Here is a 23,233-nt window from a genome sequence, read left to right as displayed (position 1 = left end):
AAATGCAAGTTTTTGGGCAGACAGTCCGGTTTGGACGCAGAACTCAGGGCGAGCGCGGCAGCGAGGCGGAGACGCGTGAGGTGTGAGGTGCCTCGGCACAGGATGTGAGTTGCGGAACACCCCATCCCTCCGGAGGGCTTCATCTCGCTCGAGCGTTCACCACGCCCCAAGCAACTCCAGCTAGGCGATGCGGGTGCCCTTGGGGAGCTTGCGCGCCGGGGTGCGCAAGCGCGCGTAGCCCGCGCCGAGCGCGCCGGCCGCGAGCGCGCCCTGGAGCAGCAGGCCGATCCACCAGACCGGGATCGTGCCCGCGGTCTCCGAACCGATCGCCTCCTCCTCAGTGACGGGCGCCACGCAGTTGTCCCAGCCCCGCGGCGTGTCCGGGGCGATCTGGGCGGATCGCACCGTGACCGAGACTATGGCGAAAAGATCCTCGCCGTCGGACGGGTCGGTGCCGGTCGTCGCGAGGTCGCCGAGCACCACGTACGGGTTCATCGACAGGATCCACCAGAACCGGTCGTACTGGGTCACGGGTACGCTGCTCGTGATTGTCTCGCAGTCGAGCGGGATCGCCTCGACGCACTCGGGGTCGCCGGCGGGCTCGCACTTCGCCTGTTCAGCCCAGTATTCGCTCGAGAGGCTGCGGTACTCGATCTCGACGTATTTCGTCGTTGTGCCGACCGCGAGCGCGAACGCGATGAGCGTGCCGACGGAGAGCAGCGCCACGATGAGGTACGCCGTGACGATCGCGAACACCTGCGACGAGATGCAGGCGGAGAGGCCCACGCCGATGATCGTGAAAAGCCCGATCTGCAGCACGAGCCCGAGCAGCGCGAGCAGCAGCTGCCGCACATCGAAGCGCGCAAGCGCGAGGCTCAGGATCAGGAACGGCGAGGCCACGACGAGGAACGCGATGCCCGTGAGCCAGGCCGCGAGCGCCTTCCCGAGCAGGATCGACCAGGTCGAGACGAGCGTCACCTGCGTGGTCGCGAGCGTGCCTCCCGTGCGGTCCGAGCCGATCGACCCGGCCGAGATCGCTGGCGCGACGAGCGAGCCGAAGAGCAGCACGAAGTACACGATGAGCGAGAACATCGGGTAGGTGTCGACGGCGCTCGGGCTGTCGCCAGCGATCGCCCTGAGCACGAACCAGCTGAGCAGGGTCACGACCCCGATGATCACGAACCAGACGATCCCGAGGACCCACAGGGTGCGGGATCGCCGCCGCTGCATGAGCTCGAGCTTCGCGATGAGGGCCGTGCCGCGCCAGAACCCTGGCGGCCGCGACGTCGAATTCTGCAGCGGGACGGGCAGTGCCTCGTCGATCCTGGTCATGACCCCGCCTCCGAATTGCCGCTCGCCGTCTGTGCCTTGCCTGCGCCGCCCAGCCCGACACCGCGCTGCCCCACAAAGGCGCGCTCGAGTAGCCCGCTCGCGGGCGAGAACTCCACGACGCCCACCCCGCGAGCGACGAGCGCCGCCAGGAGTTCGGCCGCCCGCGCGTCGCCGCCGAGCGACACGGTGCAGTGCGAGCCGGCGAGGGAGGCACGCGCGGTCCATGCCACGCCGAGTTCGGTGAGCGCCCGCTCGAGCGTCGCCTGGTCCAGCGCCCTGATCCGCCAGTCGATCGTGGGCTCCGCGGCCTCCTCCGCGGCCTCCGCGGGCGACCGGCCACCCGCGACCGCAACCGCGCCAGCGACCGCAACCGTGCCAGCGCCCGCCGGCACGGTGCGCCCTTCCCGCAGAAACACCGCGTTGGTCACGAGCTGCTCGAGCTCGTCGAGCACGTGGCTCGTGATGAGGATCGCGACGCCCTCGGACGCGAGCCGCGACAGCGCCTCGCGCTGCGCGATACGCGCCTCGGGATCGAGCCCGGAGGCCGGCTCGTCGAGCAGCAGCACCCGCGGCTCGTGCACGAGCGCGCGCCCCAGGCTGAGCCGCTGTTTCTGGCCGCGCGACAGCGTGTGCGTGCGCTGCTGCGCGAGCGGGCCCAGCGCGGTCGCCGCGAGCAGCGCGTCCGTGCGCGCGTGCGCAGATCCGCCCCTGATCCCGTACATCTCGCACGCCATCAGGAGCGTCTCGCGCACGGTGAGCGAGTCCCACGAGCCCAGCACGTCCGGCATCCAGCCGAGCGCGGCGCGCGCTGCCGCCGTCTCCGTGATCGTGTCGTGCCCGGCGATCCGGATCGCGCCCGAATCCGGCCTGAGCAGGGTCGCGAGCATGAGCATGAGGGTCGTCTTGCCGCTGCCGTTGGGGCCGACGAGCGCCGTGATCTCCCCGGCGGCGACGCTGAGCGACGCGTCGACGACGACCTGCGTCGCTCCGAACGAGCGCGAGAGCCCCACCGCCTCGATCGCGGGCGCAGACCCCGCGCTCGCGCCGGATCCCGAACCCGCGCCAGATCCCGCGCCAATCACGCTCGCCGCGCGATCGGCTGTGCCCTCAGACCCCGTCTCCATGCCCACAGGATAGCCACGACCTCTGACATTCCCGCCAGCGGACACGCGAGAGGGGGCCGGGCCAAAGCCCGAGCCCCTCCGGGAGCTGCGGTTACTCCTCGTCGACGACGCCGATCAACTCGGTTCCGTAGGCGCCGGGCTCCGTGCCGTGGCCGATCTGCCGGTAGAGCTCCGGCCGGCTCCCGCGCAACACGAGCCCCCAGATGATGCCGATGATTCCCGCGGCGAAGATGAGGCCGGGGAGGACGAAGGTGGTGACGTCGGGCTCCTCCTGTCCCATCATGAGTGGGAAGTTCATGAGAATCATGACGAACACCCACGCGAGGGCGAGTCCGGACACCAGCGGCGCGATGACCGTGGTCCAGATCCCGAGCCCGCGCTTATCCCTGCGGAAGAACCCGATCACCGCCGCGGCGATGACGGCCATGAGGAGCACGAGACCCGCGGCGCCCGTGTTCGTGAGCCACGTGAACATCGTGAGCACGGGGTAGAGGAACGACAGCTCGCCGAGCGCCGCGGCGCCGCCGAACGCCTCACCGGCGAGCGCGAAGCCGATCACGACGACGAGCGCGATCACGGTCTGGGCGACGGATCCCGCCCACGGCGCGCCAGCCTTGCTCGTGCGCGAGAACCACGCGGGCAGCACGCCCTCGCGGCCGAGCGAGAAGAAGTAGCGCGCGACGGCGTTGTGGAACGACTGCAGCGAGGCGAAGAGGCTCGTGAGGAAGAGGAGCGTCATGACGTCTGCGAGCAGCACGCTCGAGTGCTCGGTCATGAAGATGAACATGAGGTCGGGGCCCGCGGCCTGCGACTGCGCGACGATCTCGGACGGCCCGATCCCGACGGAGAACGCCCACGCGCTGAACGCGTAGAAGAGGCCGATGATCGCGACCGCGGCGTAGGTCGCCCGCGGCACGGTGCGCTTCGGATCCTTCGCCTCCTCGCCGTAGATCGCGGCGCCCTCGAAGCCCATGAAGGCGGCGACGCCGAAGACGAGGATGAGGCCGAGCGCCGGGCCGAAGAGCGCCGAGGGGTTGAGGGTCGCGGTCGACACACCCTCGGGGGCGACCCCGAGCGAGATGATGTCGAACACGATCACGACCAGGAACTCCAAGCCGACGAGCACGCCGAGCACCTTCGCCGACAGGTCGACGCGGTTGACGCCGAGGACGCCGACGACGACGATGCAGAGCAGGATCCAGAGCCACCACGGCGAGGAGAAGCCGAACTTCGCCTCGAGGAACATGGAGAGCTGGAAGCCGAAGAGGCCGTAGATGCCCACCTGCATGGCGTTGTAGGAGACGAGCGCGACGAGCGAGGCGCCGACGCCGAGCGGCCGGCCGAGGCCCTGGGCGATGTACGCGTAGAAGGCGCCGGCGTTCGTGATGAACCGTCCCATTGCGGTGTACCCGACCGCGAAGACGGTCAGGATCACGGCGATCAAGAGGAAGCCGAGCGGCACGCCGAGCGAGCCGGTCACCGCGAACGAGGTCGTGACGCCGCCCGCCACGACGGTCAGCGGAGCGGAGGCGGCGATGATCATGAGCGTGATCGCCGGGACTCCGAGTGTTCGGCGGCTGAGCCCGGGGGCAGCCGTGCCCCCGCCAGCCACAGTCTGTGCAGTCATCGTGGTTCCCCGTTTCCGGGCGGCACCTCGACGGACCGCCCTGTCCGCGCGCCGAAGCGCTCGCCAGAATTGTAAGCACTCGTCGCTTTGCAGGGGGCGCGGCGGGCTGTGCAATGAGCGCATGATCGGGGAATTCCCCGATCATGCGCGGAATTTCAAGCCGTGCGGGATCCGAATGCGGCCCGCAGCTCAGCGTGGGGGAGGGCGTGGCTCACGTGCCCCTTGCGGCCGATCGTCGTCTCCGCTGCGACGAGTGCGTTCACGACGGCCTCCTCGGTCGCCTCCACGACGGCGCGGAAGAGCTCGTCGATCGCGCCCCAGGGCACATGCGTCACGGTCTCGAGCGCGCCCCCGCCGCCGTCGGTCATGCGGGAGCCGAGCCCGCCCGCGTTCGCGGTCGAGAAGGCGAGGAAGATGTCGCCGGAGAAGTGGCTGCCCGTCGTCCCGGTGCGGGCGAGCCCGAGCGGCACTCGTCGAGCGAGCGCGCGGCACTGATCCGGGAGCAGCGGGGCGTCCGTCGCGACGACGACGATGACACTGCCGGCGCCGCCGCGCGCGGCGAGTCCGGCGCCAGCCTCCTCGGCGAACCAGCCGCTCTCCTCCATCGGGTTCGGGGCCTGCGACTCGCGGCCGAGCGGTCGGCCGGCGATGCGCAGCTCGGAGCGGGATCCGAAGTTCGCCTGCATGAGCACGCCGACGGTCCAGGAGGCGTCGCCCGATCGGACGATTCGCGAGGAGGTCCCGGTCCCGCCCTTGAAGCCGTAGCAGTTCATGCCGGTGCCGCCGCCGACGTTCCCCTCGGGGACGGCTCCGGATCGCGCCCCGTCGAGCGCCGTTGTGGCGTGTTCGGGCCGCACAATGTCGGCGTTGATCGAGTTCAGGTAGCCGTCCCAGGTTTCGCCCACGACGGGTAGCATCCAGGCGGCGGCCGAGCGCGGGTGATGCTCGGCCATCCAGGCGTCAACGCCGCGGTGCACGGCGCCGACGGCGTGCGAGTTCGTGATCGCGATCGGGGCCTGGAACTGGCCGGACTCCTCGATCCAGCTGCGGCCCGTGAGCTCGCCGTTGCCGTTGAGGACGGCGATCCCGGCGGCGCACGGCTCGCCGGCCCGTTCGCGGCCGCGAGGAAGGATCGCGGTCACGCCCGTGCGGGCGACCTCCGGCTCGTCGCGCACGATCGTCGTCATCCCGACCTCGAGGCCCGGAACGTCGGTGATTGCGTTGAGGGGGCCCGGCTCGCCATCGAACGGGACGCCGAGATCCCGTGCCCGAAGTGGGGCCGAATCAGGGCGAATAGCGTTATCGAACATTGTTCAATCCTTCCATCTGTGCTTAGACTACCTGACGAAGTGTTCGGGTAGATGAAATTGATCGGCGTTCGAAAGACGGGCGCCGGTGCCGACGAAGGAGTCGAGATGTCAGAAGCAAGAGTCACCGAAGGGACGCGCGCGAACCCGGCAGCGAGCGGGCCCGGGGAGCACGCCGCCGGTTCCGGATCCGGATCCGAGCTCGCATCGGGTCGCCTGGGCACGTGGGACATCGTGTTCTTCGTGATCTCGGCCGCAGCGCCGCTCACCGTGATCCTCAGCGGGGCCGTGACCTCGTTCCGAATGGGCGGGATCGGGGCGCCCGGCGCGATCCTGTTCTGCGCCGTCGTGCTGATCTTCTTCGCCCTCGGATTCACGGCGATGTCGAAGAGCGTTCGAAACGCGGGCGCGTTCTACGCCTACGTGTCGCGGGGCCTCGGCAAGCCGTTCGGCCTCGGCGTCTCCTCGGTCACGGTCTTCGCCTATATCTCGCTCGTGATCTCGTTCTACGGCTTCATCGGGTTCTTCGCGCAGTTCACCTTCGCCGAGCTGTTTGGGCTCGACCTGCCGTGGGGCGTGTGGTCGCTCATCTCGGTCGCGATCGTCGCGTTCCTCGGGTATCGCAAGATCGATGTCGGCGCGAAGGTGCTCGCCGTGCTCCTCACGCTCGAGGTCGCGATCCTGCTCGTGTTCGCGGTCGCGGCGCTCGCAGACGGCGGCCCGGAGCAGTGGAGCTTCGCATCCTTCGACCCGGCGAACGTGTTCTTCGCGCCGGCGGCGGGCACGCTGTTCGTGGTCGGTTTCGGCGCCTACCTCGGCTTCGAGAGCACCGCGATCTACTCGGAGGAGGCGAAGCGGCCCGAGCGCACGATCCCGCGCGCCACCATCATCGCGATCGCCTTCCTCGGGATCTTCTACGCGTTCACGTTCTGGATCCTGACCGTTGCGTTCGGCGTCGAGGGCGTCGTCGAGATGGCGCGCAGCGACGCGTTCGAGACGATGGTCATCGAGGGCACGGGATCGCTCGCGGGCGCGTGGGCGGCATTTGCGATGAAGATCCTGATCGTCACGAGCTTCTTCGCCTGCGTGCTGTCGTTCCACAACGCCTGCACCCGCTACCTGTTCTCGCTCGGCCGCGAGGGGCTGCTGCCGCGCGCGCTCGGCTGCTCGAGCGCCAAGAGCCAGTCGCCCGCCGCCGCGAGCCTCACGCTCTCCGCGCTCTCGGCGCTCGGCGTGCTGATCGCGATCGTGATCGGGGCGGATCCCTTCCTCGGGCTCGCGCTCTGGACGTACGCGACGGGCGTGCAGGGGCTCGTCTTCGCGCAGGCCGTGACCGCGTTCGCGGTCGTCTGGTACTTCATCAAGGATCGGCGCGGGCACAGCCTTTGGCGCGTCACGATCGCCCCGGTCCTCGGCGCGATCGGGCTGGCCGTCGACTTCGTGCTGATCGTCACGAACTTCGAGGTCGTGACGGGGCTCGAGGGGCCCATCAACCAGCTTCTCCTGCTGCCGACGCCGATCCTGTTCATCGGCGGGATCATCGTCGGCCTCGTGATCCGGGCCCGCAACCCCGAATACTACGCGGGGCTCACGCAGTCGATCGGGGTCGTCGACCCGGCGGAGGAGGCCGCGGCGGAGGCCGACACGGCCGCGGTGCGCTAGTTCGGCGCGCTAGTCCGGCGCCGATCCGGCGCCTCCCAGACGCCCCCGCCCCAAGTCTCGGCGAGTTCCGATTCTTGCGGGCGGGGGTTTCTGCTTTGCTGGGCGCCGGGGGTTTCGGTTGGCTGACGCAGTGAGAAGGCGAACATCATGCTGGGAACTCGGTGGGCGCGGACACTCGGAGGTGCGCTCGTCAGCATGGCGTGCATCCTCACGCCGCGCGTGATGCACTGGTTGGACACGGGTGTTTACCCTGTGAGCGGGGGACCCAATGAGTGGAACCTTGCCATGGGATTCACGCTCATGGGATTCGCCGCCCTGCTCATCTCGGGCGTGCTCATGCTCTGGGGCAGCGCCGAGGTGCTCGGGTGGCTCGGGTTTTACGCGATCCTCGCCTTCTCGCTCGTGCCGCGCATGTTCGACGGCCCCAGAGACACCATGTGGACCCTCATCCCCGGTCACTTCCCGCTCCCGGCGATCGCCCTCGGAACCCTCGGGGCCGCGGCGATCGGCTTCCTGCTGGGGCGAACGGCCGGCCGGCAGGACCCGATCAGGGATTTTCCCGACGCCCAGCGAAGCTGAGGGTGTGCAGGGCCTGCGGCGCTGTGTTCATGGGGTGAAATGAGCGGGAAGAGGCCCCTTCGGGTAGTGCTCGTCCGGGGCACCGAATAGCATGGTGTCGTCCGGGGAGGGGCACCGTATCTCGCGTGATGGGAGAGGATCGTGCGACCTTCCGCAAGTCCCACTTGGATCGGGCTGGCCTGTTTTTTCGGCGCTTCACTGCTCGTCACGATTTCCCCGATGCTGAGCTTCGCCCCGGGGGCCCCCGACGCGGAGCCAAACCCCTGGCTCGCCCTCGCGGTGATCGTGCTGCTGCACCTTGTTGCCGCGGGGCTCGCGCTCGTGACGCTGTTTTATAGCTGGTTCGGCATGCTCACCATGCCGCGCGCGGTGCTGTGCGTCGTCGGCGCCGCGCTGCCCCCTGTGGTGGGCTTCGTGGCGAGTGGCAGGCCGCCCCTCTCTTACCTGCTGAGCCTGGCAGCGCCCCTCGGGTTCCTGCTCGGAATCGCGCTCGCCACGCTCGTGGGGGTGCGCGTTGGCCCCGTGATCAGGCGGGCCTGGGTTCAGCCGATATTCGTGCACATCCCCGCGTAGCCGCCGGCCGCGCCAGCGCGGTATGCCGGGCCGATCGAGACACACGCGTGACAGACCCGATGGGAGAACATTATGCGCAGTGACCCACTTCCCGCCTGGACGAGCCTGGCCGCCATCCTGGGTGCCTCGGTGCTGGCGACGATTGCCCCGTTCATCAACTACGAATGGACGGGCCCTCCGGACAGCGGGATCCTGGCCTGGCCGGCAGTCGTTCTGCACCTCCTGCAGCAAGCCGCGGTTGCCGGGCTGGCACTCGTGCCGGTGATCCTGAGCTGGCGCTCACGCATCACACCGCCCTGGGCGATCGTGTGCGCGCTCGCCGCCGCGGTGCCGGTGGTCATCGGTTCCCTGGGCGTGGGCATGGGGCCGGGGTACTATCTCCACTTCCAGTCCGCGGCGGTCGGGGTGCTCCTCGCGAGCGTGCTGGGCACCCTGCTCGGCGCCTTCCTGCGAGTGCCACTCGGCTCGGCCCACGCGGCGGGCGCTGGCGCCGAGCCTGCGAGGGCGGGCGGATCGCCTACACCGCCTCCTGGATGATCTTCGCGGCGGCGCGGCTGTCGAAGTTCTCAAAGCGGGTCTTGAGCTGGCCCATGACCACGCCGATCGCGCGTCCGCCCTGGCCGGCGAGGCCCTCTGCGGCCACGATCTCGGCGACCGCCGCGCGGACCTCCTCCTCGGAGGTTTCCTGCGGCAAGAACTCGCGGAGCGCGTCGGCCTCGAGCCGCTCGGCGGCGGCGCGATCCGGCGCCCCGGCCTCGTCGTAGATCGAAGCGCTCTGCTCCCGCTTCGCGACCTCCTTCTTGACGACGGCGAGCATGTCGTCCTGGCTGAGCTCGCGGCGCTCCTTGCCCGCGGTCTCGGCCTCGCCGATCGCGCCGAGAGCGCCGCGGATCGCGAGGAGCCGGCGATCCGCGCGCTCCTTGGCCTCGCCGGGTTCCGCGGTCGCGCGGTCCTTCAGGGCCGTGCGCTGGGCCGCCTCGAGGGTCGTCTTCATGTCCACGTGGGTCTCCGATCGGTCGGGCGGGGTGCGGGTTGCACCTCCAAGGATTTCAGGGATCGTGTTCGAGGGAAAGACCTGGCGCGCGCCGATAGGCTTGGCCCATGAACGCGACAGCGAGACGCCGGCTCGAACGCCGGGACGAGATCATCAAGGCGTTCTGGCGGGTCGCCCGCAACCGGCCCCGCCGCTCGATCAACGTGCGCGCGGTCGCCGCGGAGGCCGCGATGAGCCCGGCGAACGTGCTGCACTATTTCTCGAGCCTCGACGAACTCCAGATGACGGCCCTCGCGGGCGCGATGGAGGAGTTCACGAACCGGCGCCGCCTGATCCTCGACGGCCCCGGAAGCGCGCGCAAGCGGATCCTCGCGATGATCGACGCCGGGGTGCCGGACCAGATCAGCGACGAGCTGCGCCAGGTCTACGAGAGCGTCGCGATCCTCGCGGAGCACCCGCAGTACCTGCCCGCGCACCGCGCCCTCACGGAGCGCCAAGTGATGCTCTACCGCACGCTCATCGAGATCGGGGCCGGGACCGGGGAATTCACACCGGCGTCGCCGCCAGGGATCATCGCGCGCAACCTCGTCGCGCTCGAGGACGCCTACGACCTCTACCCCCTCGTCGGGGATACGACACCGCGCGAGGAGTGCCGCGAGGCGGTGCGGAGCTACGCCGAGCTCGCGCTCGGCATCGAGTTCGCGGGGGAGTAGGGGCGGCGCTGGGCGCTGGCTGCGCCCGCCGTCGCTCCGAGTTCTGCGCTCGTTCAGTCGATCCGGGTCGAAAGTTTGCGAGCGAGTGCAGTTTGCGGAGCGAACGCCGGTGCGCCCCGGGATCGGGGTCGGAGTTGGGGTCGGGGTGGGTCCGGGATCCGGGGCCGCCTGCCGTCGCTCCGAGTTCTGCGCTCGTTCAGTCGATCCGGGCCGAAAGTTTGCGAGCGAGTGCAGTTTGCGGAGCGGGCGCCGCGCACAAAGCGTCAACTCCCGCGCACGCAAAGGGCCGAGGCGCAGCGCGCCCCGGCCCCGGATGCCGCGAGGGATCTACAGCGTGTTGCCGAGCTTGAAGCCCTTCTCGCCCTCGTCGTCGCGAGTGTATGAGAAGCCGTCGGCGCCGATGGTCACGGTGAGCTCCGACGCCTCGGTGCGGGCCACGACCTCCTGGGGCTTGCCGTCGAGGTCGAGCACGAGCGAGGCCTCCGTGTACCACGACGGCACGACGGGGTTGCCCCACCAGTCGCGGCGCTGGTTGTCGTGGACGTCCCAGGTCACGACCGGGTTGTCCGGGTCGCCGGTGTAGTAGTCCTGCGTGTAGATCTCGACGCGGTGGCCGTCGGGATCGAGCAGGTAGAGGTAGAACGCGTTCGAGACGCCGTGGCGGCCGGGGCCGCGCTCGATGCGGTCCGACATGCGGAGCGCGCCGAGCTTGTCGCAGATCGCGAGGATGTTGTGCTTCTCGTGGGTCGAGAATGCGACGTGGTGCATGCGGGGGCCGTCGCCGCCCGTCATGGCCGTGTCGTGCACGGTGGGCTTGCGGCGCATCCACGCCGCGTAGACGGTGCCCTCCTCATCCTGGATGTCCTCGGTGACACGGAAGCCCAGATCCTGCATGAACTTCGTGGCGCGGGGCACGTCCGGGGTGACCTGGTTGAAGTGGTCGAGGCGCACAAGAGCGCCCGGCGTGTAGAGGTCGTAGCGCCAGGCGAGGCGCTCGACGTGCTCGACGTCGTAGAAGAACTCGTAGGGGAAGCCCAGCGGATCCTCGACGCGCACCGAGTCGCCGATGCCCTTCGTGAAGCCCTCGGCACGGCGCTCGACGCGGCAGCCGAGCTCCTCGTAGAACGCGACCGCGCGGTCGAGGTCCTCGGGGGTGCGGACGCGGTACGAGAACGCGGCGACCGCGGCGACCGGGCCCTGGCGAAGCACGAGGTTGTGGTGGATGAACTCCTCGAGCGAGCGGAGGTAGACGGTGTTCTCGTCCTCCTCGGTCACGGTGAGGCCGAGCACGTCCACGTAGAAGGCGCGCGAGGCGGCGAGGTCGGTCACCACGAGCTCCATGTAGGCGCAGCGCAGGATATCCGGCGCGGGCACCGACGGGGTCGGGATCGGGTTATCGCTCTTGATCGGGGCTTCCTCGGTCACGAAGAAGCCGGAGGAAGTCTTCTGCCGATGGGCGAGTTCAGACATGTCGTTGTCCTAACTGTCGGGTGTTCGGTGGGGTGATGGTGATCCGGATCGGACTCGGCTCAGTTGCCGGTTCCGAAGCGGGGGCTGTGCGCCTCGTTGAGGGTGATGTGGACCGCCTGCTGATCGGTGTAGAAGTCGATTGAGCGGTAGCCGCCCTCGTGCCCGAGGCCGGACGCCTTCACACCGCCGAAGGGGGTGCGGAGGTCGCGGACGTTGTTCGAGTTGAGCCACACCATGCCGGCCTCGACCGACTGCGCGAAGTTGTGGGCGCGCTTGAGGTTCGAGGTCCAGATGTAGGCGGCGAGGCCGTACTTCGTGTTGTTGGCGAGCTCGAGCGCCTCCTCGTCCGTGTCGAACGGGGTGATGGCGACGACCGGCCCGAAGATCTCCTCCTGGAAGATCCGCGCGTCGGGGGAGACGTCGGCGAAGACGGTCGGGGCGACGTAGTTGCCCGTGGGGAAGCCCTCGGGACGGCCGCCGCCAGCGACGAGGCGGCCCTCGGACTTGCCGATCTCGACGTAGCTCATGACCTTGTCGTAGTGCTCGGGGTGCACGAGCGCGCCGACCTCCGTCTTCGGGTCGCTCGGCAGGCCGACGACGATGTTCTTCGCCCGCTCGGCGTAGCGCTCCACGAACTCGTCGTAGATGTCGCGCTGGACGAGCACGCGGCTGCCTGCGGTGCAGCGCTCGCCGTTCAGGCTGAACACGCCGAACACGGTCGCGTCGAGCGCCGCGTCGAGATCCGCGTCAGCGAACACGACCGCGGGGCTCTTGCCGCCGAGCTCCATCGAGAGGCCCTTGAGGAAGGGGGCCGCGTTCCCAAAGATGATCTGGCCCGTTTTGCTCTCGCCAGTGAAGGAGATGAGCGGCACGTCGGGGTGCTTGACGAGCGAGTCGCCCGCCGACTCACCGAAGCCGTTCACGAGGTTGAAGACGCCGTCGGGCACGCCGGCCTCGCGGAAGATCTCCGCCCAGAGCGACGCGGAGAGCGGGGTGAACTCGGCCGGCTTCAGCACGACCGTGTTGCCCGTTGCGAGCGCGGGGCCGAGCTTCCAGGACTCGAGCATGAACGGGGTGTTCCACGGGGTGATGAGGCCCGCGACGCCGATGGGCTTGCGGTTCACGTAGTTCATCTGGCGGCCGGGCACCTTGAAGGCGTCGTCGTGCTGCGCCACGATGAGGTCGGCGAAGAAGCGGAAGTTCTCCGCGGCGCGGCGCGCCTGGCCCTTCGCCTGCGTGATGGGGAGGCCGGAGTCGTAGCTCTCGAAGAGCGCGAGCTGCTCGTCGCGCGACTCGACGATGTCGGCGACCTTGTGCAGGATGCGCGAGCGCTGGCGGGGCAGCATCCGCGGCCACGGGCCCTCCTCGAACGCGCGCTTCGCTGCGGCGACCGCGAGGTCGATGTCGGCCTTCTGGCCCGACGCCGCCATGATGTAGGTCTCGTTCGAGACGGGCTCGAGCACCTCGAACTCTTCGCCTCCGACGGAGTCGACGAACTTTCCGTCGATGTAGTGCTGGATCTTCTCCGGCAGACCGGCCGGCTTGTCCTGAATCATGTTTCGCTCTCCAGTGCTGTTCGGTGGATGTGCAGGTGTGGGTGGATCGTGGTGGTCAGTGTGCGGCGACGGCCTCGCGCGCGGCACTCGCCGTGCGCTCCGCGGCGGGATCCTCGCCGCCGTGGTGCTTGTGCTCCTCCGAGTAGGCGAGCACGGCGTCGAGGGTGGCGGTGCGGTGCGCACGCGCTGCGAGCTCGATCTCGAGCGGGTCGGTGCCCTGCTCGATGAGCTCGAGGATCCGTTCATGCTCGTCGACCGACTCCTGCGCGCGGCCGGGGACGAAGCTGAACGAAGAGTTGCGGAGCACCTTCATGCGGTTCCAGCCGCGGTGCACGAGGTCGAGGATGTGCGGGTTCGGGCACGCCTCGAAGAGGATCGCGTGGAACTCGAGGTTGAGCTCCGTGAAGCGCTGCGGGTCGAACGCGCTGAGCGAGTCCCGCATCGTACGGTTGACCTCGCGCGCCCTGCGGATCTGATCCGGGGTCACGGCGGGCGCCGCGAGGCCCGTCGCCGCGCCCTCGACGAGCGCGAGGGTCTGCATCGTGTGCAGGTACTCGGTCTCCTTGATGAGCGAGACCTGCGCGCCGACGTTGCGCTCGAAGGTCACGAGCTGCTCGGCCTCGAGGCGCCGGATCGCCTCGCGCACGGGCACGACCGACATTCCGAGCTCGTTCGCGATCGGGGCGAGCACGAGGCGGAAGCCTGGCACGTACTGCCCGCTGTCGATCCGGTCCCGGATCAGCCGGTACGCGGTCTCGGACTTCGACTCGGCGGCCATCTCAGCCCTCGGACTTCCCGGCGCGGGAGGCCTCGTACTTGGCGCGCCACTCGGCGTTCATCGGGAAGAGGCCGTCGACGGGCGCCCCGAGCGCGACCTGCTCGGCGACCCAGGCGTCCGCCTCCTCCTGGGCCGCGGCCTCGGCCGCGACCTCGGCGAGGAGGAACGGCGGGATCACGATGACCCCGTCGCGGTCGCCCATGATAATGTCGCCCGGCTGCACGGCGGCGCCGCCGCAGGCGATCGTGACGTCGACCTCCCACGGCACGTGACGGCGGCCGAGCACGCTCGGGTGCGCGCCCTGCGAGAAGACGGGGATGTCGAACTCCTGCACCGCCGCGAAGTCGCGGACGCCGCCGTCGGTCACGATCCCGGCCGCTCCCCGCACCTGGGCGCGGAGGGCGAGCACGTCGCCGACGGTGCCGGTCGAGGGGACGCCGCGCGCCTCGACGACGAGCACCTCGCCCGCGTTCACGGTGTCGAACGCGCGCTTCTGCGCGTTGAAGCCGCCGCCGAACTCCTTGAAGAGGTCGGGGCGGAAGGGGATGAAGCGGAGCGTCTTCGCGGTGCCGAGGATCGTGTCGCCCTCGTGGTTCGGGTGCACGCCGTCGATGAAGATGTCGACGTAGCCGCGCTTGCGGAGCGCGGCGGAGACGGTCGCGACGGCGACGCCGTCGAGGAGCGCGCGGATCTCGTCGGTGAGGGGGCCGGATCCGGATCCGGAGCCAGCCTCTGCTGCGGCGCCCTCGGCACCGTCAGCGAGCGGGGAGGCCTTGCCGGCTGCGACGGCCGCGGCGTGCGCCGCCTCGTCGCCCCAGGCCTCGATGCGCTGCTTGTCGTCGATCGCGGGGCGGTTGCCGAAGTCGCCGAACGCGGTCGAGCCCTGCGTGACCGTGGTCACGAGGCGGCCGGTCGTGGGGGCGCCAGGCGCCGCAGGGGCGTCGACCTCGACCTCGACGACGTCGCCGGGGACGACGACCGAGGAGCCCGCGGGCGTGCCCGTGAGGATCACGTCGCCCGTCTCGAGCGTGAAGTGCTGGGAGAGGTCTGCGACGAGCTGCCCGAACGGGAACTTGAGGGTGTCGCTCGTGTCGTCCTGGACGAGCTCGCCGTTGACCCAGGTGCGGACGCGCCAGGCGTCCTGTCCGATGCCGTCGGTGGCGATGGCCGCCGGGCCGATCGGGGTGAAGCCGTCGCCGCCCTTGTTGCGGACGTTCGAGCCCTTGTCGGCGGCGCGCAGGTCGTAGAGGCCGAAGTCGTTCGCCGCGGTGACCTGGGCGACGTGCTTCCAGCCGTCCTCGGGGGAGACCCAGCGGGCCGGCTCGCCGATGACGAGCGCAATCTCGCCCTCGAAGGCGAGGAGCTCGGTGCCTGCGGGGCGCTCGATCGTGCCTCCGGTCGGGGCGAGCGACGAGGCCGGCTTGAAGAAGTAGGACGGGAACTCGGGAGTGCGACCCCGCTGCGCGATGCGCGACGGATAGTTGAGGTGCACGGCAACGATCTTGCCGGGGGTGGTGATTCCGTACGTCATGGCGACCTCGCTCATCTCGTTGTATTTCATATCGTATACGATCCTTTGGGATCTGTGAAGGGTTGTTAGCGATTTCGGGGCTTCGGCGGCCCGCGAAGCCCCGAAATCGCTAACAACCGTTGGACCTAGGGGCTAGTAGCTGGATCTCGGGGGTGCGGGGGCCGGATCCTGGTTCGGATCCGGATCCTGCGCCGGGATGAAGCGGTCGACGAGCGCCTCCGTCTGGCGCGCGAGGATCGCGACGTCGGCGCCCACGGCCACGAAGTTCGCCCCGGCCTCGATGTAGCGCTCGGCGTCCGCGGGAACGAAGGCGTTGACGCCGACGGGCTTGCCCGCCTCGTTCGCCGCGCGGATGGATCGCAGCACGGCGTCGACGACCTCGGGGTGGCCCTGCTGGCCGAGCAGGCCCATCGAGGCCGCCAGGTCGGAGGGGCCGACGAAGACCGCGTCGACCCCGTCGACGCGGACGATCCGCTCGACGTCGGCGACCGCCGCGGCCGACTCGATCTGCACCGTGAGGCTGATCGTCTCGGCCGCGCGGCCGAGGTAGCCCTCCACGCGGTTCCAGCGGGCGGAGCGGGCGAGGGCGGAGCCCACGCCGCGGACGCCGCCGGATCCGGATCCGGAGCCGCCGGATCCCGCGCCGGCGCCTGCCGGGTAGCGCACGGCCCGCACGAGCTGCTCGGCCTGCTCGGCCGAGTCGACCATCGGGATCAGGAGATTCTGCGCGCCGAGGTCGAGGAACTGCTTGATGAGCACCGTGTCGCCGGAGGGCGGGCGCACGAGCGGCGTCGCCGGGTAGGCCGACATGGCGTGCAGCTGCGCGAGCACCGACTCGAGCCCGTTGGGGGAGTGCTCGGCGTCGAGCAGCACCCAGTCGCAGCCGCTGCCGGCGACGATCTCGGCGGTGATCGGGCTGCCCGCGCACGCCCAGAGGCCGATGAGGGGGCGGTCGGACGCGGCGAGGCGATCTCGCAGCGTCGGCGGGAGAGTCACACGAACCGGCATGTCACCGACCCCAGTCCGTTGTAGTCGGCGTGCACGGTGTCGCCGCGCTCGACCCACATCGGCTTCGTGAAGGAGCCCGCGAGGATGATCTCTCCGGCATCGAGGGTCTGCCCGTGCTGCGCGAGCTTGTTCGCGAGCCAGGCGACGCCCATCGCGGGGTGGCCGAGGATCGCGCCGGCGACCCCCGAGTCCTCGATCGTCTCGTTGCGGTAGAGCAGCGCGGACGCCCAGCGCAGGTCCGTCTCGTCGACGCGGACGGGGCGGCCGCCCACGACCATTGCGCCCATCGCGGCGTTATCGCTGATCGTGTCGACGATCGTGCGGCCCTCGAGCTCGAGGTGCGAGTTCAGGATCTCGAGCGCCGGCACGACGTAGGCCGTCGCGTCGAGGACGTCGAAGATCGTGACGTTCGGGCCGGTGAGGGGCTTCGAGAGGACGAACGCGAGCTCGACCTCGATGCGCACATTCGAGAAGCGGTCGAACTCGATGACGGCGCCGGAGTCGTAGACCATGTCGTCGTGGATCACGCCGTAGTCGGGCTCCGAGATGCCCGTCGCGACCTGCATCACCTTCGAGGTGAGGCCGATCTTGTGGCCCACGAGGCGGGCGCCGTTCGCGATCCGGCGATCCGACCACACCTTCTGGATCGCGTAGGAATCCTCGATCTCCATGCCCGGATAGCGGGAGGTCAGCTTGGGCAGGATCGTGCGATCTTGATCCGCCTGCACCAGCTCATCCGCGATGGTCTCAATCTGCTTCTGGTCGAGCACGTTGCCTCACTTCGTCGGGGTCCGTGCTCAGATCGTATACGATCCGGGCCGGTCTTTCCAGAGCTTTGGAGGATATTGAGATCCTCGTCAGGCGGGCAGCTTCGGCGGGGTAGAATACTATGATGACTACTTCCGAGAACGCCGCGCCCGAGGCCGGCGACGCCACCGCCCCGCAAGAATCCGAGGGCGACCGCGTCACCTTCGCCGAGCTTGGCCTCAGCCCTGAGGTCCTGCGCGCCGTCACGGAGGTCGGGTACGAAACCCCGTCCGCGATCCAGGCCGCAACCATCCCCGTCCTCCTCGGGGGCCGCGACGTCGTCGGCCTCGCGCAGACCGGCACCGGCAAGACCGCGGCCTTCGCGCTGCCGATCCTGTCCCGGATCACGCCCGGCAGCAGCGTGCCCCAGGCGCTCGTGCTCGCCCCGACCCGCGAGCTCGCGCTCCAGGTCTGCGAGGCCTTCGAGAGCTACGCCTCGCACCTCCCCGGCATCCACCTGCTCCCCGTCTACGGCGGGCAGGCCTACGGTCAGCAGCTGTCGGCGCTGCGACGCGGCGTTGACATCGTCGTGGGCACCCCCGGCCGCATCATGGACCACCTGAAGCGCGGCTCCCTCGACCTCAGCCAGATCACGCACCTCGTGCTCGACGAGGCCGACGAGATGCTGAAGATGGGCTTCGCCGAGGACGTCGAGACGATCCTCGCCGACACCCCCGAGGAGAAGCAGGTCGCTCTGTTCTCCGCGACGATGCCCGCGCAGATCCGCCGGATCTCGAAGCAGCACCTGCGCGACCCCGAAGAGATCAAGATCGCGGGCAAGACCCAGACGAGCCAGAGCATCACGCAGCGCTACGCCGTCGTCTCCTACACGCAGAAGCTCGACGCGCTCACTCGCATCCTCGAGGTCGAAGAGTTCGACGGCCTTATCGTCTTCACCCGCACCCGCGGCGACTCCGAGCAGGTGGCCGAGAAGCTGCGCGCCCGCGGCTACTCCGCCGCCGCGATCAACGGCGACATCCCGCAGAACGTGCGTGAGCGCACGGTGCAGTCCCTGAAGGACGGCAAGCTCGACATCCTCGTCGCCACCGACGTCGCCGCCCGCGGCCTCGACGTCGAGCGGATCAGCCACGTCATCAACTACGACCTGCCGATCGACACCGAGTCGTACGTGCACCGCATCGGCCGCACGGGCCGCGCCGGCCGCAAGGGCGACGCGATCAGCTTCGTGACGCCCCGCGAGCGCCGCCTGCTCACCGCGATCGAGAAGGCGACGAAGCAGCCGCTCACGCAGATGGAGCTGCCCCGCGTCGACGAGGTCAACGCGACCCGCCTCTCCCGCTTCGACGACGCCATCACCTCGGCGCTCGACGAGACCTCGCGTATCGACCGCTTCCGCGAGATCATCGCGCACTACGTCAAGCACCACGACGTGCCCGAGGCCGACGTCGCCGCGGCGCTCGCCGTCGTCGCGCAGGGCGACACGCCCCTCCTCCTCACCGAGGACGACGACCGCAAGTTCGAGCGCGACCGCAAGCAGGCCGCGCGCTTCCTCGAGGAGGGCTCCTCGGGCCGGGATCGGGATCGCGGCCGGGGTGACCGCCTCGAGCGCGAGGACCGCGGGCCGCGCGAGCGCCGCACCGACCTCACGATGTACCGCATCGAGGTCGGCCACCGCCAGCGCGTGAAGCCCGGTCAGATCGTCGGAGCGATCGCGAACGAGGGCGGCCTCGGCCGCGACGACTTCGGCCGCATCCAGGTGCGCGACGACTTCTCGCTCGTCGAGCTCCCCTCGAACCTGTCGGCGGAGGCGCTCGCAGCGCTCAAGGACACCGTGATCGGCGGCAAGCGAATCGAGATCCAGCCGGATCGCGGCCCGGCGCCGCGCGGCAAGGGCTGGGAGGACCGCAAGGGCTCCGGCGGCCGCGGCTACGACCGCGGGGATCGTGGTGACCGTGGTGATCGCGGCGGACGCGGCTACGACCGCGATGACCGTGGCGGGCGCGGTGGCTACGACCGCGGCGGACGCGGCTACGACCGCGACGATCGCGGCGGACGCGGCGGCTACGACCGCGGTGGGCGCGATGACCGCGGCGGCCGTGGCGGCTACGATCGTGGCGGACGCGACGACCGCGGCGGGCGCGGCGGTTACGACCGGGGCTCCGACCGGGGCGGGCGCGACGACCGCGGCAACGACCGCGGCAACGACTTCGGCGACCGCAAGCGCAAGCCGCGCTGGTAGTCCCGAGCGCCGGGGCCGGCGCTCAGCGCCGGCCCCAGTCCCGAACGCTGAGCGTCTCAGACGGTCGTGAAGACCTTGCTTGAGATGCGCCAGACGCCGTCGCGCCGCACGAGCCCGAAGTGGTTACGGAAGTCGGCCCCGAGGAACTGCCGCTCGTCGAGGATTGCGTGCGCGACGTCGCCCGTCACCTCGATCCCGTGGATGCTCGAGGAGTAGCCGGCGCCCGCGGGCTCGGCGCTGCCGACGACCGCGTCGGCGAACTCGTGCCCGCCCATCGTGACGTAGTCGGGCCCGAGGTAGCCCCACATCCTGGCGTCGTCGTGAAACGCGGCGCGCACGAGCGCCGGATCGGCGGCCGCGCAGCCGTCAACATACCGCTGCACCGCGGCCCTCACTTCGTCTTCCATGTCGGTTCCTTTCGTCGGTGAACGGATCCCAGGCGGCGCCCCCGCGAGGGGAGCGCGCCCAGGGAAACGGAAGCGGGGCCGGCCGGTGAACGGCCGGCCCCGCCGGACTCAGTGTCTCGATTAGCCGCTGACGACCTGCGGCTCCGCGACAGCCTTCAGGCCGAGGGCGCCGAACTCGCGCCCGTAGCCCGACTGCTTCGCGCCGCCGAACGGGACCATCGGGTGCAGGCCGCCGTGCGAGTTGATCCACACGGTGCCGGCCTCGATGCGGGCCGCGAGCGCGCGGGCCCGGTCGCGGTCGGAGGACCAGACCGATGCGCCGAGGCCGACCTCGAGCTCGTTCGCGAGCTTCACGGCCTCGTCGACATCGGAGTACCTGATCACGGGCAGCGCCGGGCCGAACTGCTCCTCGAGTACGAGCTCCTGGTGCGGATCGATGTCGGCGACGATCGTGGTCGGATAGAAGTAGCCGGCCGCGTCGCGATCCGGATCCCCGCCCATGACGACGCGCGCCCCGGAGGCCTTCGCCGACTCGACGAGCTTGTCGACGATGTCGAACTGCGCCTTGTTCTGCAGCGGGCCGAGCACGTTGTTCTCGTCGAGGCCGACGCCCATGGGCATCTGCGCCGCGACCTTCGCGAGCTCCTCGACGACCGCGTCGTAGACGTCGTCGTGCACGTAGAGCCGCTTGAGGGCGGCGCAGGTCTGGCCCGTGTTGATGAACGCGCCCCAGAAGAGATCCTGCGCGATCGCCGCGGGATCCACATCGGGGAGCACGATCCCTGCGTCGTTGCCGCCGAGCTCGAGCGTGAGGCGCGTCACGTTGGGCGCGCTCGCCTCGATGATCCGCTTGCCGACCGGGGTCGACCCCGTGAACATGATCTTCGCGATCTTCGGGCTGCGGGTGAGCGCGTCGCCGACCGTGCGGCCGGGGCCTGGCACGATGTTCAGCACGCCCTCGGGCAGCACCTGGTTCATGACGGCGACGAGCGCGAGCACCGAGAGGGTCGTCGTCTCGGCCGGCTTGATGACGACCGTGTTGCCCATGCGGAGCGACGGCGCGATCTGCCAGATCGAGATCATCATCGGCCAGTTCCAGGGGGAGATCGCGCCGACGACGCCGAGCGGGCGGTAGTGCATCTCCGCGTAGCCGGACTCGTCGTCGATGATGACCTCGACGGGGAGCGGGGTGTCGGCCGCGGCGCGCGTCCATGCGACGCAGCCGCCGACCTCGAATCGGGCGTTCGGGCCGTTGAGCGGCTTGCCCTGCTCGCGCGAGAGCAACTCGGCGAGCCCCTCGGAGGCGGCCTCGATCGCGTCGGCTGCGCGGTGGAGGTAGGCCTTCCGCTCGTCGTCGCTCAGCGCGGCCCACGCCGGCTGGGCCGCCTCGGCCTTGTCGATCGCGGCCTCGAGCGCCGCGACGTCCTGCACCGGCGCCGTGCCGATGAGCTCGCCCGTCGCAGGGTCGAAGACCTCGCGCGTCTCGCCCTCGTTCGCCGTCACAGCCGCGAGAAGCTCTGCGTAGTTGTTCATGGATCCTCCACTTCGAGTCCTGTCCGTAATCATTCAGCGTAGGCGCTCATGCTGCGGCGCGGTTGTCACCCACGGCACTCGCGTTGACTTCCCGGGCACGACCCGCGCGGCGCTCTCGACACCTCGCGCGGCTGGGTGCGACTCTCTGGGGAAGGGGAGCGGCGAGGGCGCCGCCCGGAGAGGAGCACTGATGTCTGAGAAGTCCAGCGCGGCCGATACGCCGCGGAGTGCAATTGTCGTCGGGGCCGGGTCATCCGGCTCGGTGGTCGCGAGGCGCCTCGCCGACGCCGGCGTCGAGGTGACGGTGCTCGAGGCCGGCGGGGAGGACACGAACCCCGCGATCCACGACCTCAGCCGCATGGGCGAGCTCTGGCACAGCGTCGACGACTGGGACTACTACACGACCCCGCAAGACGGCGCGAACGGGCATCGCCTCCACTGGCCGCGGGGTCGCGTGCTCGGCGGATCGCACGCCCTGAACGCCATGATCTGGGTGCGCTGCACACCGCAGGACTTCGACCACTGGGCCTCCCTCGGCAACGACGGCTGGGCCTGGGCGGACGTGCTCCCGGTTTACAAGGACATCGAGAACTACCACGGCGCGGGCGACCCCGCCTGGCACGGCGCTGACGGGCCGCTCGACGTGACGGACGAGTACGCGCTCTCGCCGATCCAGCAGTCGATCATCGACGCCGCGGTCGAGGAGGGGCTCGCGCACAACCCGGACTACAACGGGGAGTCGATCGAGGGTGTGTCTCAGCAGCAGGTCACGATCCGGGACGGCGAGCGGCTCAATACTTATATGGCGTACCTCAAGCCGGTGCGGGATCGGGTCACGGTCGAGGTCGGCTGCCACGTGCACGAGCTGATCTTTGCGGCTGCCGGGGGAGATGGCGGTGCTGGCGGCGCTGCTTCCGGGCGCCCCCGCGTGACCGGCGTGCGCTTCTCGCAGGATGGCGAGATCCGGGAGCTCTTCGCGGACGAGGTCATCCTCTCGGCCGGCGCGATCGACTCGCCGCGGGTGCTGCTGCGATCCGGGATCGGCCCGGCCGCCGAGCTCGCCGAGCTCGGGATCGACGCGGTCGTCGACCTGCCCGGCGTCGGCAAGAACCTGCACGACCACTACCTCGCCCCCGTGATCTTCGACACGGAGAAGCCGATCGACCCGCCGCGCGAGGGCGTCTCCGTGACGCAGTCGCACCTGTTCTGGAAGAGCCGCGAGGAGCTCGACCGGCCGGACACGCAACCGATCCACTTCTCGGTGCCGATGTACGGCGAGTTCCTGGAGCCGCGTGGCGCCAACGGGTTCTCCCTGATGGCAGGCCTCATCACCCCGCAGTCGCGGGGTGAGATCCGGCTCTCGGGTCCGGATCCGGACGCGCCGCTGCTCCTCGATCCCGCGGCGCTCAGCCACGAGGACGACGTCGCCTCGCTCGTCGCCTCCGTGCGGCAGTGCCGCCGAATCGGTAGCCAGGCGTCGCTCGCCGCGAGCCCGGAGGACGGCGGCTGGGGCGCGACCGAGGTCTACCCAGGCCCCTCGGTCGGCGACGGCGACGACCTCGTCGACTACGTGCGCAACACGCTGGCGACCTACCACCACCAGGTCGGCACCTGCAAGATGGGCGTCGACGAGGCCGCCGTGGTGTCGCCGCGGCTCGCGGTGCACGGCGTCGACGGGCTCCGGGTCATCGACGCCTCGGTGATGCCGCGCGTGACCACGGGCAACACCAACGCGCCCGCGGTGCTGATCGGCGAGCTCGGAGCCCGCTTCGTGCTCGCGGGCGAGCGGTAGGGCGGGCCGCCCCTTGAGTTGACCCAAAGTGTCCCCTGGAGCGCAGATTGCGTCACTTTGGGTCAACTCAGGCGCGGTGCGGGGCCGGATCCGCCGCCCCGCTGTTTGAGTTGACCCGAAGTATCTCCTGGAGCGCAGAATGCGTCACTTTGGGTCAACTCAGGCGGGGCGCAGAGGCGGATCCAGCTCCCCGCCCCGGCTAGAGTTGACCCGAAGTATCTCCTGGAGCGCAGAATGCGT

The 23,233-nt window shown here is 69.9% G+C and carries 20 protein-coding genes; 7 read left to right on the top strand and 13 right to left on the bottom strand.

Translation table 11 applies throughout. The features are described 5' to 3' along the window. Positions 1-180: 180 nt before the first annotated feature. From ACOPJ3_RS11200 to ACOPJ3_RS11185, 4 genes are all read right to left on the bottom strand, one after another. Positions 181-1,332 carry an ABC transporter permease gene (locus ACOPJ3_RS11200; RefSeq protein WP_427869245.1) on the bottom strand — a complete coding sequence of 384 codons (1,152 nt, stop codon included), beginning with the start codon at positions 1,330-1,332 and terminating at the stop codon, positions 181-183. Next, on the bottom strand, positions 1,329-2,456 hold the full coding sequence (locus ACOPJ3_RS11195) for an ABC transporter ATP-binding protein (protein ID WP_427869244.1): 1,128 nt from the start codon (positions 2,454-2,456) through the stop codon (positions 1,329-1,331). The genes ACOPJ3_RS11200 and ACOPJ3_RS11195 overlap by 4 nt, the downstream gene beginning before the upstream one ends. 91 nt (positions 2,457-2,547) lie before the next feature. Then, the gene (locus ACOPJ3_RS11190; RefSeq protein WP_427869243.1) at positions 2,548-4,083 is read right to left on the bottom strand and encodes an APC family permease; all 1,536 of its coding nucleotides are present in this window, start codon (positions 4,081-4,083) and stop codon (positions 2,548-2,550) included. Positions 4,084-4,238: 155 nt separating this feature from the next. Next, positions 4,239-5,393, bottom strand: coding sequence for a P1 family peptidase (locus ACOPJ3_RS11185; RefSeq protein WP_427869242.1), 1,155 nt, complete (start codon positions 5,391-5,393; stop codon positions 4,239-4,241). A gap of 105 nt (positions 5,394-5,498) precedes the next feature. Between ACOPJ3_RS11185 and ACOPJ3_RS11180 the strand changes: the two genes are divergently transcribed. The 4 genes from ACOPJ3_RS11180 (at position 5,499) to ACOPJ3_RS11165 (ending at position 8,741) form a co-directional block, all read left to right on the top strand. Continuing rightward, positions 5,499-7,052 carry an APC family permease gene (locus ACOPJ3_RS11180; RefSeq protein ID WP_427869241.1) on the top strand — a complete coding sequence of 518 codons (1,554 nt, stop codon included), beginning with the start codon at positions 5,499-5,501 and terminating at the stop codon, positions 7,050-7,052. 285 nt (positions 7,053-7,337) lie between these two features. Further along, complete coding sequence (locus tag ACOPJ3_RS11175) at positions 7,338-7,631, top strand: hypothetical protein (RefSeq protein WP_427869240.1); 294 nt, start codon at positions 7,338-7,340, stop codon at positions 7,629-7,631. Between the two features lie 219 nt (positions 7,632-7,850). Beyond that, entirely contained in the window at positions 7,851-8,204 is a 354-nt protein-coding gene (locus tag ACOPJ3_RS11170; protein ID WP_427869239.1) for a hypothetical protein, read from the top strand. Between the two features lie 72 nt (positions 8,205-8,276). Next, entirely contained in the window at positions 8,277-8,741 is a 465-nt protein-coding gene (locus ACOPJ3_RS11165; protein WP_427869238.1) for a hypothetical protein, read from the top strand. Here the strand turns inward: ACOPJ3_RS11165 and ACOPJ3_RS11160 are convergent. Beyond that, positions 8,722-9,198 carry a GatB/YqeY domain-containing protein gene (locus ACOPJ3_RS11160; RefSeq protein WP_427871224.1) on the bottom strand — a complete coding sequence of 159 codons (477 nt, stop codon included), beginning with the start codon at positions 9,196-9,198 and terminating at the stop codon, positions 8,722-8,724. The genes ACOPJ3_RS11165 and ACOPJ3_RS11160 overlap by 20 nt on opposite strands. 107 nt (positions 9,199-9,305) lie before the next feature. On the opposite strand from ACOPJ3_RS11160, the gene ACOPJ3_RS11155 reads away from it, so the two are divergent. Continuing rightward, on the top strand, positions 9,306-9,911 hold the full coding sequence (locus ACOPJ3_RS11155; protein WP_427869237.1) for a hypothetical protein: 606 nt from the start codon (positions 9,306-9,308) through the stop codon (positions 9,909-9,911). A gap of 327 nt (positions 9,912-10,238) precedes the next feature. On the opposite strand, the gene hpaD is transcribed toward ACOPJ3_RS11155, so the two are convergent. The 6 genes from hpaD to hpaH all read right to left on the bottom strand — a co-directional run bounded on the left by hpaD (position 10,239) and on the right by hpaH (position 17,024). After that, positions 10,239-11,381, bottom strand: coding sequence for a 3,4-dihydroxyphenylacetate 2,3-dioxygenase (gene hpaD, locus ACOPJ3_RS11150; protein ID WP_427869236.1), 1,143 nt, complete (start codon positions 11,379-11,381; stop codon positions 10,239-10,241). A gap of 59 nt (positions 11,382-11,440) precedes the next feature. Further along, positions 11,441-12,937, bottom strand: coding sequence for a 5-carboxymethyl-2-hydroxymuconate semialdehyde dehydrogenase (gene hpaE, locus ACOPJ3_RS11145; protein ID WP_427869235.1), 1,497 nt, complete (start codon positions 12,935-12,937; stop codon positions 11,441-11,443). A 55-nt stretch (positions 12,938-12,992) separates the two neighbouring features. Continuing rightward, positions 12,993-13,715 (bottom strand): GntR family transcriptional regulator, encoded by a 723-nt coding sequence (locus ACOPJ3_RS11140; protein ID WP_427869234.1) that lies wholly within the window; start codon positions 13,713-13,715, stop codon positions 12,993-12,995. Position 13,716: 1 nt separating this feature from the next. Continuing rightward, positions 13,717-15,246, bottom strand: coding sequence for a fumarylacetoacetate hydrolase family protein (locus ACOPJ3_RS11135; RefSeq protein ID WP_427871223.1), 1,530 nt, complete (start codon positions 15,244-15,246; stop codon positions 13,717-13,719). Between the two features lie 132 nt (positions 15,247-15,378). Then, positions 15,379-16,254: an HpcH/HpaI aldolase family protein gene (locus ACOPJ3_RS11130; protein ID WP_427869233.1), complete on the bottom strand. Its 876-nt coding sequence runs from the start codon at positions 16,252-16,254 to the stop codon at positions 15,379-15,381. Further along, entirely contained in the window at positions 16,239-17,024 is a 786-nt protein-coding gene (hpaH, locus tag ACOPJ3_RS11125) for a 2-oxo-hept-4-ene-1,7-dioate hydratase (protein WP_427869232.1), read from the bottom strand. Before hpaH ends, ACOPJ3_RS11130 begins: the two co-directional genes overlap by 16 nt. Positions 17,025-17,143: 119 nt before the next feature. On the opposite strand from hpaH, the gene ACOPJ3_RS11120 reads away from it, so the two are divergent. After that, positions 17,144-19,261 (top strand): DEAD/DEAH box helicase, encoded by a 2,118-nt coding sequence (locus ACOPJ3_RS11120; protein ID WP_427869231.1) that lies wholly within the window; start codon positions 17,144-17,146, stop codon positions 19,259-19,261. A 56-nt stretch (positions 19,262-19,317) separates the two neighbouring features. Here the strand turns inward: ACOPJ3_RS11120 and ACOPJ3_RS11115 are convergent, their stop codons facing one another. Both ACOPJ3_RS11115 and ACOPJ3_RS11110 read right to left on the bottom strand, forming a co-directional pair. Continuing rightward, the gene (locus ACOPJ3_RS11115; protein WP_427869230.1) at positions 19,318-19,668 is read right to left on the bottom strand and encodes a nuclear transport factor 2 family protein; all 351 of its coding nucleotides are present in this window, start codon (positions 19,666-19,668) and stop codon (positions 19,318-19,320) included. Positions 19,669-19,788: 120 nt separating this feature from the next. Next, positions 19,789-21,201 (bottom strand): aldehyde dehydrogenase family protein, encoded by a 1,413-nt coding sequence (locus ACOPJ3_RS11110; RefSeq protein ID WP_427869229.1) that lies wholly within the window; start codon positions 21,199-21,201, stop codon positions 19,789-19,791. 190 nt (positions 21,202-21,391) lie between these two features. Here ACOPJ3_RS11110 and ACOPJ3_RS11105 point away from each other — a divergent pair, with 190 nt between their 5' ends. Next, the gene (locus ACOPJ3_RS11105; RefSeq protein ID WP_427869228.1) at positions 21,392-22,993 is read left to right on the top strand and encodes a GMC family oxidoreductase; all 1,602 of its coding nucleotides are present in this window, start codon (positions 21,392-21,394) and stop codon (positions 22,991-22,993) included. Positions 22,994-23,233: the final 240 nt, after the last annotated feature.

It is taken from the genome of Leucobacter luti, assembly GCF_050310065.1.
In the GTDB taxonomy this organism is placed as follows: Bacteria; Actinomycetota; Actinomycetes; order Actinomycetales; family Microbacteriaceae; genus Leucobacter; species Leucobacter luti_B.
Note: the sequence above shows the minus strand (reverse complement) of the source record. Positions and strands in the feature narration are given on the sequence as shown.